The sequence below is a fragment of the Azospirillum sp. UFLA03-27 genome (assembly GCF_059803775.1).
In genome coordinates this window covers 24,619-37,002 of sequence record NZ_JAUQTX010000034.1, presented here as the reverse complement: position 1 = coordinate 37,002, position 12,384 = coordinate 24,619, and the positions used below count along the sequence as shown (strand labels likewise).

Annotated in this window: 8 protein-coding genes; 4 read left to right on the top strand and 4 right to left on the bottom strand. The window is 68.7% G+C overall.

What is annotated here, in order from left to right; translation table 11 throughout:
• Nucleotides 1-1,002: oligopeptide/dipeptide ABC transporter ATP-binding protein (locus tag Q4I23_RS07830; protein WP_498525811.1), on the top strand; the 1,002-nt coding region annotated here is incomplete at its 5' end.
• A gap of 185 nt (nt 1,003-1,187) precedes the next feature.
• Nucleotides 1,188-3,488 (top strand): mechanosensitive ion channel domain-containing protein, encoded by a 2,301-nt coding sequence (locus Q4I23_RS07825; RefSeq protein ID WP_498525810.1) that lies wholly within the window; start codon nt 1,188-1,190, stop codon nt 3,486-3,488.
• Between the two features lie 45 nt (nt 3,489-3,533).
• On the opposite strand, the gene Q4I23_RS07820 is transcribed toward Q4I23_RS07825, so the two are convergent.
• Nucleotides 3,534-5,168 (bottom strand): DUF3369 domain-containing protein, encoded by a 1,635-nt coding sequence (locus Q4I23_RS07820; protein WP_498525809.1) that lies wholly within the window; start codon nt 5,166-5,168, stop codon nt 3,534-3,536.
• A gap of 287 nt (nt 5,169-5,455) precedes the next feature.
• Between Q4I23_RS07820 and Q4I23_RS07815 the strand changes: the two genes are divergently transcribed.
• A complete protein-coding gene (locus tag Q4I23_RS07815) occupies nt 5,456-6,166 on the top strand; it encodes an orotate phosphoribosyltransferase (protein ID WP_454020365.1) in 711 nt (236 codons plus the stop codon).
• 48 nt (nt 6,167-6,214) lie between these two features.
• On the opposite strand, the gene Q4I23_RS07810 is transcribed toward Q4I23_RS07815, so the two are convergent.
• From Q4I23_RS07810 to Q4I23_RS07800, 3 genes are all read right to left on the bottom strand, one after another.
• On the bottom strand, nt 6,215-8,041 hold the full coding sequence (locus tag Q4I23_RS07810; RefSeq protein WP_498525808.1) for a glycoside hydrolase family 17 protein: 1,827 nt from the start codon (nt 8,039-8,041) through the stop codon (nt 6,215-6,217).
• 204 nt (nt 8,042-8,245) lie between these two features.
• Nucleotides 8,246-9,019 carry a ferredoxin--NADP reductase gene (locus Q4I23_RS07805; protein WP_454020363.1) on the bottom strand — a complete coding sequence of 258 codons (774 nt, stop codon included), beginning with the start codon at nt 9,017-9,019 and terminating at the stop codon, nt 8,246-8,248.
• A gap of 182 nt (nt 9,020-9,201) precedes the next feature.
• Nucleotides 9,202-10,644 (bottom strand): helix-turn-helix domain-containing protein, encoded by a 1,443-nt coding sequence (locus Q4I23_RS07800; RefSeq protein WP_498525807.1) that lies wholly within the window; start codon nt 10,642-10,644, stop codon nt 9,202-9,204.
• 188 nt (nt 10,645-10,832) lie between these two features.
• Between Q4I23_RS07800 and aceA the strand changes: the two genes are divergently transcribed.
• Entirely contained in the window at nt 10,833-12,110 is a 1,278-nt protein-coding gene (aceA, locus tag Q4I23_RS07795) for an isocitrate lyase (protein WP_145623284.1), read from the top strand.
• Nucleotides 12,111-12,384: the final 274 nt, after the last annotated feature.

The window sequence follows — 12,384 nt, the reverse complement described above, 5'->3', positions numbered from 1 at the left end:
GCGTATAATCGTCGGCAGCGTCAGATGTGTATAAGAGACAGGCGCGTCGCCTTTCCGCTGGGGCGGAGCTGGCGCGGCGAGGAGCGCTGGCTGACCGTCGTGGACGGCCTGTCCATCGCTCTGGCCGAGGGCGAGACGCTGGCCCTGCTCGGCGAGACGGGCAGCGGCAAGTCGGTGCTGGCCCGCGCAATCCTGCGGCTGGTGCCGCCGGTCGGCGGTCAGGTGTCCTGGCTGGGGACCGACCTCGCCGCCGCCCCGCCGGAGGCGATGCGCCGGGCGCGGCGGGATCTGCAAATCCTCTTCCCCGATCCGCTGGCCGCCTTCGACCCGCTGATGACCATCGGCGCGCAGTTCGCCGAGACGCTGGAGTCGCTGCAGCCCACCCGGTCCACCGCCCAATCCGCCGCCGACCGCGCTGCGCGGCTGGCCGAGGCGCTGGAGGAGATCGGGCTGCCCGCGGCGGTCCTCGACCTGTACCCCGGCGCACTCCTACCGGCGGAGGCGGCGCGCGCCGGGCTGGCCCGCGCCCTGCTGCCGGAACCGCGCCTGCTGGTCTGCGACGAGCCGGCGGCGACGCTCGACGAGGGGGCGGAGCGGGCCGACTTCCTGGACCTGCTGCAGGCGATCCGCCGCCGCCGCCGGCTGGCCCTGCTCTACGCCACCCAGGACGCGGCAGAAGGCTTGCGGATCGCGCGGCGGGCGCTGGTGCTCCTGCTCGGCCGAATCGTCGAGTCGGCGGACAGTGCGGTTCTGGCCGCCGCGGCGCGCCACCCCTACAGCCGCGCGCTGATCGCGGCGTCGGGCCTCGCCCGCCCGGCGCTGCACGGCGATCCGCCCTCCCCCCTGCGCCCGCCGACCGGCTGCGCCCTGCGGCTGCGCTGCCCGCTCGCCCACGACGGCTGCGCCCAGGTCCCGCCGACGCTCGACCCCGTGGCGCCGGGCCACCGAGTCGCCTGCCATGTCGCGCAGGACGAGGTCCAAGAGGACGGAAAAGCCCCATAACCGCCTCGCAAGGGCCGCCAACGCCTTGGGCGGGGCCGCAATTCCGTCCCAAAAAGGTCTGAAACTGCGCGGGTTGGCAAGGAGGCGGGCACGGGATAACGTCCCCGGCCTTCACGCCCGCATTGCTGAAATCACAGAAAAGGACAGGGATGCTTCGCGCACGCACCCGGTGGACGGTCCCCTGCATGGGCGCACTCGCCGTCCTTCTGCTGCTTCTCGCCGGCTTCGCTTCGCCGTCGCTGGCCGCCGGCCCCGTTCCGGGCGCCGCCATGCCGGCCCCGGCCGCCGCGGCCCCCGCGGAACCCGCCGCCTCGCCCGATCCGACGCCCGAGCAGATGCAGGCGATGATCACGACGCTGGAGGACCCGGCGGCCCGCGCCCGGCTGGTCGAGCAGCTGAAGGCGCTGGTCGCCGCGCAGAAGGGGCTGGAGCAGGCCAAGGCCGAGGAGGCCCCAGCGGCCAGCACCCTGCCCGAGACCATCGGCGCCAGCGCCCTGTCCTTCCTGGCCGAGCGCATGGACGTGCTGAGCCGCCAGCTCGTCCAGGTCGGCAACGTGTTCAAGGAACTGCCCGGCGCCATCGAGTGGGCGAACCGGCAGATGGTCGACCCGTCGGCCCGCGATCGCTGGGTGCAGATCGCCATCCAGTTGACGATGATCCTGACCGCCGGTCTGGCGATCGGGCGCTTCGTCGGCTGGCTGCTCGCCCGCCCGCGCAACGCCCTGGCCGCCCGCCGTGGCACCACGGCGCTGGTGCGCCTGCCGCTGCTGCTCGGCCGCGCGCTGCTGGAACTGGCCCCCATCGCCGCCTTCATCGTCGTCGCCTACGCCATCCTGTCGGTCAGCGAGCCGGGGCCGCGCGTCCGGCTGGTCGCGCTGGCCGTCATCAACGCCACCGTCATACTGCAGATCCTGCTGGTCGCCGCCCGCATCCTGATCTCGCCCTTCGCGCCGTCCCTGCGGATGGTGCGGATGGGCGACGCCAACGCGCTGCGCCTCTACCGCTGGGTCCGCCGGCTGGCCGCGGTCGGCGTCTACGGCTATTTCCTGGCGGAGGGCGCCTATGTGCTGGGCCTGCCGCTCGGCGCCTACGGCGCGCTGCTGAAGCTGCTCGGGCTGGCGATCGCCGGCATGCTGATCGCGCTGATCCTGCAGAACCGCCGCATCGTCGCCGACTGGATGCACGGCAACCCGCTGTCCGGCGATGGCGACCCGGCAGCCACCGCGGAGCGCGAGTCGGAGGGCCAGGGCGCCGTCCTGCGCTCCGCCCGCCGCCGCTTCGCCGACGTCTGGCACGTTCTGGCGATCATCTATGTCGTGGTAACCTTCGGCGTCTGGGTGCTGAACGTCTATGGCGGGTTCGAGTATCTGGCCCGCGCCACCGGGACCACCATCTTGGTCGCGGTGATCGCCCGGCTGCTGGTCAACGGCATCAACCGGGGCCTGCGCCGCGGCCTGCGCATGGTTCCGGACAGCCAGGGCGCCCTGCCGCCGCTGAAGGACCGCGCCTCCCTCTACCTGCCCTTCCTGCACCGGGTGGTGAAGACGGTGATCTGGGTCGGTGCCGCGATGATGATCCTCTACGGCTGGGGCTTCGACACGCTGGCCTGGACGGACACGCGACTCGGCCAGCGCATCCTGCGCAGCACGGTCACCATCGGCCTTCTGCTGGTCGGCTCCATCGTCGCCTGGGAGGTGGTGAGCGCGATGATCGAGCGTTTCCTCGCCTCCACCGACCGCAACGGCACGCGGATTGAGCGCAGCGCGCGGGTGCGCACCCTGCTGCCGCTGCTGCGCAACGCCTTCCTGGTGGTGCTGGTGACCATGGTGTCGCTGATCACCCTGTCGGAGCTGGGCGTCAACATCGCGCCGCTGCTGGCCGGTGCCGGTGTGGTCGGTCTGGCCGTCGGTTTCGGGTCGCAGACGCTGGTCAAGGACATCATCACCGGCCTGTTCATCCTGTTCGAGGACAGCATTTCCATCGGCGACGTGGTGGATGTGGGCGGCGGCCATTCCGGTGTGGTCGAGGCCATCTCCATCCGCTCGATCCGGCTGCGCGACGGCTCGGGCGCCATCCACACCGTGCCCTTCAACTCGGTCAGCACCGTCAAGAACATGTCGAAGGACTTCTCCTACGCCCTGTTCGAGGTGCGGGTCGCCTACCGTGAGGACCCGGACCGCGTGATCGAGCTGCTGAAGGAGATCGGCACCGGCCTGCAGACCGACGCGCTGTTCGCGCCCGACATCATGGCGCCGCTGGAGGTCATGGGCCTGGACAAGTTCCAGCCCGACTCGACCCAGCTGATCACCGCGCGCTTCAAGACCCGCCCGACCCGGCAGTGGGGCGTGTCGCGCGAGTTCAACCGCCGCATGAGGAAGCGCTTCGAGGAGCTGGGGGTGGAGGTGCCGACCGGCTCCATGCAGCTCATCGTCGGCGGGAACCACCCCGACCGCGCGCTGGCCGAGGCGCTCAGCCAAGGCTCTTGAAAAGGCCGGGGCTCGTAAAAAAGAACGGTGCGGCCGGGGGCTGGTCTACGCCTCCGGCCCGCCGCGCTCCAGGATCGCGACGAAGGCGTCGACGACGCGCGGGTCGAAATGCCGGCCCGCCTCGGCGCGAATCAGATCGACCACCGCCGCCAGCTCCCACGCCTCCTTGTAGGGGCGGCGATGCAGCAGGGCATCGTAGACGTCGGCGACCGCCACGATGCGGCCCGACAGCGGAATGGCGTCGCCCGCCAGCCCGTGGGGATAGCCGGTGCCGTCGAACTTCTCGTGGTGGCTCTCGGCGATCTCCGCCCCCATCGACAGGTAGCTGCGCCCGCCGACCGGGCCGGAGGCGTCGCGCAGGATGCGCCCGCCGATGGTGGCGTGCTCGCGCATCTGGACCATCTCCTCGGGGTCCAGCTTGCCGGGCTTGCGCAGGATCTGGTCGGGGATGGCGACCTTGCCGACGTCGTGCAGCATGCTGGCCAGCCCGATCAGCTCGCAGAACCGGTCGTCGGCGTCACCGCCGCAGGCACCCCGCGCCTGGAGCTCCCTTGCGATGGCGGTGGCCCAGCGGCCGATGCGCCGGACATGCTCCCCGGTGACCTCGTCCTTGTATTCGGCCAGCTTGCCGAGGGCGTGCACCGTGGCGATCTGCGCGAGGCGGAGCTGTTCGTACAGCGACACGTTGTCGAACCCGACCGACATCCGGGAGCAGAAGATCTCCAGCAGCCGCCGCTCCACCTCCGGCAGGCCGCCGTGCCCGCCGATGAACAGCGCGCCGGGGCCGGGGCTCTGGGTGTGGAAGAGCGCGACGCTGTGGTCGTCGCGGTGCAGGCTGCGGCCCCGGGCCAGGGCGGCAGCGATGTCGGCGCAGACCGCCTCGGGCAGCACGGCGCCGACCGGCCGGCCGGTGGCCTCGGCGAAAACGCCGGTCCCGCACAGCACCACCGCCTCCCAAGGCCGGCCGTCCGGCGCTTGGCCTTCAAGATTTGGGCTTTCCGGATTTCGGCCGGGCGGCACCGCGCACAGGAAGGCGCCTGCCGCCCGCGGCAGCAGAGCGGCGACCCGCTCCACCACGCCAATGGCGAAGCGGTCCATGGAGCGCTGCTCGAACAGGGCGCTGGCGGCGTCGACGATCGTCTCCAGCCCCTGCCGGTTGCGCTCGATCGCATCGATGTGCTGGTAGGAGCGCAGGGCCGCCACCGTGGCGGTGAACAGCTTCTGGGCGGTCAGCTCGCTCTTGGCCTTGTAGTCGTTGATGTCGTAGCTGACGATCACCTGCCGCTCCGGCGCCTGTCCGGGCTGGCCGGTGCGCAGGATGATGCGGACCCGCCGGTTGCCCAGCACCTCGCGGATGTGATGCACCAGCCGCAGGCCGGCGTCCTCCGTTTCCATCACCACGTCCAGCAGGACGGCGGCGATGTCGGGGTGCTCGCTCAGGATCGCCCGCGCCTCGACCCCCGAATGGGCGGACAGGAACTGCAGGCGCCGCCCGTCGAAGGTCACGTCGTTCAGCACCACGCGGGTGATCGCGTGCACCTCCGGATCATCATCGACGATCAGCAGCTTCCAAGGGGCGGCGGCGGAGCCGGACGTCGCGGAGGACGAGTCCGGAGCGTCCTCGTCGGCGAACAACAGATCGTCGTCATCGTCCTGGCTCCAGCCCTGGATGTCCGACATCGCCGCTCCCCGCCCCGCTCTGCCAAAGCTGCATGGCTACAATTCGATTCTCTTTTTCAACGCTTGTCGCGGTTCGTGTCAACCGCTCCGGCACCTGGGCACACACGACTGCAGGCGGAGGGAGGCTGCGGCGCGTTGTCTCCCCCCGTTCCGGCTACCACCAAAGCGCCCACCCCGGCGCGTGTGGAGGGGTTGCGGCCCGCCCCGAACGGGTGATCATCGGGAGAAAGGTGTGAGGCGAAAAAAACGAAGCTGAAAAAACAACGCGAAAAAGACGGGGGCAGGCCATGATACCGGACGCTTGGGACATCGAGCTGCGCGAAGGGGCCATCAGCGTGGCCCGCCATCTGATCGAAACCGGCTGCGTCCGGTACGACCCGGACCATCTCTGCCGCCACGGCTCGGGGCTGGTCAGCCCGGTCCATCTGGAGGGGCGGCGGCTGCTCTCCTACCCTCCGGTGCGCGACGAGGTGCTCGACTTCGCGCTGCGGATGATCGGGCAGGAGATCGGCGACGGCGAATTGGACGCCATCGCCGCCGCCGAGGGAGCCGGCGTACCCTGGGCCGCGCTGATCGCCGATCGGTTGGAGCTTCCCCTCGTCTTCGTGCGCAAGGAGGTGCCGGAGGGCCAGCAGGATTACAAGCACCGGATCGAAGGGCGGGTGGAGCCGGGCTGGCGCGTGCTTCTGGTCGAGCAGATCGCCGCCGACGGCCATCGCAAAGCTCGCTTCGCCCAGCCGCTGAAGGAGGCGGGCTGCGACGTGCGCGACCTGTTCGTGCTGTTCCAGTACGGGATCTTCGACGAGATCCAGGAGCATCTGGCCCCGCTGGGCATCACGATGCACGCGCTGGCGACCTGGTGGGACGTGCTGGAGGTGGCGAACCGCGGCCATTACCTGGACGGGCAGGCCCAGGGCGAAATCCACGCCTATCTGCACGACCCCAAGCGCTGGACCACGGAGCACCAGGGCAGCCGGAAGAGCGAGAAGGCAGCCTGAAGCGGAGCAGGCCCCCTCTCCCACGCCAAGCGGGAGAGGGGGAACCGGTCACTGCCCGGCGATGCGGACCCACTGGTGGCCGGCGCGGGCGGTTTCGCCACAGCGGACGGCCAGGACGGTGGCGGCGTAGGGCACCGCCAGCAGAAGCTGAAGACCGGCCCAGGACAGCGCTTCCCAGTTCGGGCTGGTCCACACCACCTCGTGCAGGGCCTCCATGAAGGGAAGCTGCCCGTAGATCAGCGACTCCATCGGCACCACGCCTTCCGCCAGCACGGTCAGCAGCGCGCCGAGCAGCAGCAGGACGGCCAGCGCCGACTCCAGCGGCAGGCGGCGGACGGCGCCGCACAGGCCACTCGCCGGAGCATCGGCCACCGGGGAATCGGCGACTGGGACGGCGGGGCGGAACAGCCCGCCGATGCCCCAGGCGGCCAGCGCCCCCGTGCCCTCCGGACGCCGTGTTGCACGCATGGCGCCGAGCGCCAGCAGGCCGAGCGCCGGCAGGGCGAAGTACCCGTTGGGGAAGTCGCGGTAGCGTCCGTCGAACACGATCAGGAAGCTCCAGACGATCCCCAGCAGGGCGAGGGCCACGGCGGCGGCCTTGCCCACCGTCTCCAGCCGCGACAGCGCCGGACGGCCGCGCAGCGGGGCCAGCGGCTCCAGCGCCAGACCGCCGCTGCCCAGCGCCCGCCGGGCGGCCAGCAGGACGGCCATCGACAGAACGCCCGTTGCCGCCAGCATGACGACCGACAGCGCCACGTCCTGCGGGTAATGCTTGCCGTGCAGCGCCCCCCAGACGGCGTGGACGTAGAGGGTGGACAGCGCCTGCGCCAGGAAGGCCAGGGCGGCGAAGGCCCCGGAGGTCAGCGGACGGCCGCGCAGGGTCAGTCCGATGACGAGCGCCAGCGCGAGGCCGGAGGAGACGCCGAACAGCATCGGCCATTGGCGGTTCTCCACCACCGGCCCGGCCAGGGCAAACTTGGCCTGACGGTCGGCGGTGTAGAGGCCCCAGTGGCCGCCCACCGTGCCCTCCAGCTTGGCCTTCCAGCCCTGGTCGAAGGCCTCGATCACGTTGTAGTCGAAGCCCTCCTGTTCGGCGAGGCGGACGAAGCCGTTGACGAACTTGGCCTTGTTGACCAGCCCGGTGACCGCGGCGCCGCGCGACCGGCCCTCCGTCGGCCAGCCGGTCTCACCGACCAGGATCGGCTTGCCGGGGAAGCGCTGGGCGATCGTGCGGTAGCTGCCGCGGATGCGCTCCATGGCGCCGGCCACATCGGTCGGCACGTCCTCCCAATAGGGCAGCAGGTGGATGGTCAGGTAATCGACGTGATCCGCGATCTGCGGGTATTTCAGCCACCACTCCCAGACGTCGGCGTAGGACACCGGCTGCTTCACCGCCGCCTTCACGCGGTCGATGTAGCCGGCCACCTGCTCCGGCGTCAGCTCGCGGCGCAGAAGCACCTCGTTGCCGACGATCACGCGGGCGATGACGTCCGGGTAACGGTTGGCGAGGTCGATGAGGGAGGCGACCTCCTTCTCGTTCTTGTCCAGCCGCGACGACAGCCACGCCCCCATGGTGACCTGCATGCCGTGGCGACGCGCCAGCTCCGGCACCACCTCCAGCCCTTCCAGCGAGGTGTAGGTGCGCACCCCCGCCACCTGCGGGGCGAGGGCCGCCAGATCCTCGTCGATCTGCTCCGTGCTGGGGAATTTTTGCGTCAGCGGGCTCTGCCCGTCGCGGAAGGGTGCGAAGGACACGCTTTTCAGCTTGCCGCCGGGCGGCGGGTCGAGCGGCACCGGCTGGTTCGGCAGCGACCAGACGGCAAAATTCGCGAGGCCGGCCACAAGCAGCACGGCGAGGATCGTGATGAGGCGCATGGAGGGGATGTCTACACCAAATGCGGGATCGGCAAAACGGTCTGGCGAACCGGGTTGGTTCCAGAAGGAAAACGGGCGCGCCCCCGGGAGGGAGGCGCGCCCGTCAAGGACCGGTCTGGCCCGATCGGGCCGACTGGAGTTGATGACGTGCCATCGTCACGATCCATCAACGAACCACGGCCCGCTTTATTCCAGCGATTCCGCTCAGCGTTCCACAAAAGCCTTTTCGATCACGTAATGACCGGGTTCGCCGTTATGGCCCATGGAGAAGCCCAGCTCGTTCATGATGCCGCTGGTCTCGTCGAGCATGGCCGGGCTGCCGCAGATCATCACGCGGTCGACCTCGCGGTCGAAGGGGGCCAGCCCGACGTCCGAGAACAGCTTGCCGTTGCGGATCAGGTCGGTGATTCGGCCCTGGTTGCGGAACGACTCGCGCGTCACGGTCGGGTAATAGATCAGCTTCTGCGCCACATCCTCCCCGAAGAACTCGTTCTCCGGCAGGACGGTGTTGATGATGTCGGCGTACGCCAGCTCGCCCACCGTACGCGTCGTGTGGGTCAGGATCACCTTGTCGAACCGGGCGTACATCTCCGGGTCCTTGATGATGCTGAGGAACGGGGCGAGGCCGGTGCCGGTGCTGAGCAGGTAGAGGTTGCGGCCCGGCAGCAGGTTGTCGGTGACCAGCGTGCCCGTCGCCTTGCGGTTGACCAGCAGCGTGTCGCCTTCCTTGAGGTGCTGGAGGCGCGAGGTCAGCGGGCCGTCCTGCACCTTGATCGAGAAGAACTCCAGCGTCTCCTCGTAGCTGGCGCTGACCAGGCTGTAGGCGCGCAGCAGCGGACGGCCGTTCACCTCCAGGCCGATCATGGTGAACTGTCCGGGATCGAAACGGAACGAGGGATCGCGCGTGGTGGTGAAGCTGAACAGCGTGTCCGTCCAGTGGTGAACGCGCAGGACGCGCTCATGAATCAGATTGCTCATGGAATCCGCAGGTCCGTTTCGGTGACCGGCATGCTGTGGCCGGTGTCGTTTCAGAAGCCAAGCCGTGCCGCATTGCAGCACACTTCTTTAACAACAAATTCGTCAACAGACCACTAATTTATACCAACAATTTTGTTGTGGCCTTTCGGTTACCACAAGACGGCATTGCGGAATAAACAGCCTTACTCTCCCGCCGGCGGGGCGAAGAGATAGGGCGACAGACCGCGCAGATTCTCATCGACAATCAGGCGATGGTTCAGCGGTGGGAAGGCGCGTTGCGAGCAGTCCAGCCGCGGACAGAGCCGGCAATTCACACCGATGGGCGTCGCCGCCTCGGTGTTTTCCAGATCCACACCGTCCGCATAGGTGATCTGCGCCGCGTGCTGGAGGTCGCAGCCCAGCGCGATGGCGAATTGCTGCGGCGGGCTGCGGAAGCCGCCGCCGGCCTTCACCACCGTGCGGGCGATGGAAAAATAGGTGGTGCCGTCGGGCATCTGAGCCAGCTGGCTGTGAATCTTTCCCGGCGTGCGGAAGGCCTCGTAGACGATCCAGCGGGCGCAGCCGCCGCCGAAGCGCGCCAAGTGGAAACCGGCGCCGGAAAAGCGCTTGGACACGTTGCCGGCGCTGTCCACCCGCATCAGGAAGAAGGGCACCCCCTTCGCCCCTGGCCGCTGCAGCGTGGTCAGCCTCTGACAGACCTGCTCGAACGAGGCATCGAACCGGCGCCGTAATATTTCGATATCGTATCGAACCTGATTGGCCGCCTCCCAGAAACGGGCGTAGGGCATCACCACCGCCGCCGCGAAATAGTTGGCCAGCCCGATGCGGGCCAGCCGCCGCGCCTCGTCGCCGGTCAGACCCGACGCCTCCACGATCTGGTTCAGCAGGTCGCGGTGGCGCAGCAGGGCGATCTGGCAGGCGAGCTGGAAGTTGCGCCCGGACGGCGCCAGCATCTCCGACAGCAGGATGCGCCGCCCGTGCCGGTCGAACCGGCGCACCGCATAGCCCATGATGTCGGAGGGCAGCAGCCGGACGCGGACGCTGTGGTTGTTCAGCAGATAGTCGGTCAGGCCCCGGTAGAGGTCGCCCTTCTCCAGCCGCCCTTCCTGCCACAGCTCCTCCGCCGCCGCCTCAAGCTCGGCGAAATGGTTGGAATGGGCCTGGAACAGGTCCCGCACCTCGTCCTGCGGGAAGGAGGAGGTCTGGACCAGATGCAGCTTCTCGCGGTCGGCCACCCGCTCCGACAGGGTCTGCAGATCGTCGCGGCTGGTGCGGAAGGCGCGGTAGAGCGCCACCACCGCCTGCCCCAGCGTCGGAGCGACCGCCGCCAGTTCGCGGAAGTCCTGGTTCTTGATGTCGGAGCCGTCGAACAACGGATCGGCGAACACTTCGCGCAGGCCAGCGACGAGGCGGCTCTCCTCGTCCTCCGCGAAGCTCTGCAGATCCACCCCGAATTGCTGCCCAAGCTTCAGCAGCAGCGGCACGGTGACCGGGCGCTGGTTGTGCTCGATCAGGTTCAGGTAGCTGGGGGAGATGCCCAACTGCTCGGCCATCTGGGCCTGGGTCAGCCCATGGTCGCGGCGCAGCCGACGCACCTTCGGACCCAGCATCGCCTTCTTGTCCATGACCACCCGAACTCCAGCTGAGCAGATTTACAATATTTACTGATTTACAGAACTTTTCTGACGGCAGTTTACAAACAGACCCTTTTACAAACAAGGGCATGTTGCAAGGCAGCGAAGGCCGTTTTAGTTGTTTTGTCAGGGCAGCGCTCAAAAGCAGCGCAACGGTGACGAAAAGAAGGAAAACGACCATGTCGCTCGATGAAAAGACCAAGGCCGCTCTCCGCGCCGCGCGCTTCGAAGGCATCAAGCGCGATTACACCCAGGACGACGTGAAGCGCCTCAGCGGCTCGGTCAAGATCGAGTACACGCTGGCTGAGATGGGCGCACAGCGCCTGTGGGAGCTGCTGAACACCGAGCCGTACATCAACACGCTGGGCGCCCTGACCGGCAACCAGGCGATGCAGGCGGTGAAGGCCGGCCTGAAGGCCATCTACCTGTCGGGCTGGCAGGTCGCCGGCGACGCCAACCTGGCCGGCCAGATGTACCCGGACCAGAGCCTGTACCCGGCCAACTCGGTGCCGGCGGTGGTCGAGCGCATCAACAACACCTTCAAGCGCGCCGACGAGATCCAGACCGCCGAGGGCAAGGGCGACACCTACTGGTTCGCGCCGATCATCGCGGATGCCGAGGCCGGCTTCGGCGGCCCGCTGAACGTCTTCGAGCTGATGAAGGCGATGATCAAGGCCGGCGCCTCGGGCGTCCACTTCGAGGACCAGCTCGCGTCGGAGAAGAAGTGCGGCCATCTCGGCGGCAAGGTGCTGATCCCGACGCAGCAGCACATCCGCACGTTGAACGCCGCCCGTCTGGCCGCCGACACCATGGGCACCTCGACCATCGTGCTCTGCCGCACCGACGCGGAGTCCGCTCAGCTCATCACTTCCGACGTTGACGAGCGCGACCATCCCTTCATCGACTTCGACGCCGGCCGCACCTCGGAGGGCTTCTTCCGCCTGAAGAAGGGCACGGGTGTCGAGCATTGCATCGCCCGCGGCCTGTCCTACGCCCCCTACTCCGACCTGCTGTGGTGGGAGACCTCGCGTCCGAACCTGGAGGAGGCCAAGCGCTTCGCCGAGGCGATCCGCAAGGAGTTCCCGAACAAGCTGCTGGCCTACAACTGCTCGCCGAGCTTCAACTGGAAGGCCAACCTGGACGAGGCGGACATCGCCAAGTTCCAGCGCGAGATCGGCGCCATGGGCTACAAGTTCCAGTTCGTGACGCTGGCCGGCTTCCACAGCCTGAACTACTCGGCCTTCAAGCTGGCCAAGGGCTACGCGGCGCGCGGCATGGCCGCCTACTCGGAGCTGCAGGAGGCGGAATTCGCGGCGGAGGCCGAGGGCTACACCGCGACCAAGCACCAGCGCGAGGTCGGCACCGGCTACTTCGACGCGGTCGCCACGGCGATCTCGGGCGGCCAGTCCTCCACCACCGCCTACAAGGACTCCACCGAGGCCGATCAGTTCCATTGATCCACAGCAGGGCGCGTCCGGTTCCATCCGCCGGACGCGCCCGCCTCGAACGAGACAGCACTTTGCCCCGCAAAGTGTGAAAGGGTCATACGGCCGCCCATCGCGGCAGCCTCCCCGGCTCGGGTCGTATGACCGGTTTGCGCCGATCCTCCGGACGGTTGGCTTCGGCCCCCCGCCCCGGTGACCGGTGGTTCCCGATCCGGTGTGCGAGCCGGATCTCTTCGAACGGCTGACGCTATTGACTTCAAACGGCCGGGGGTCCGCCCCCGGCCGC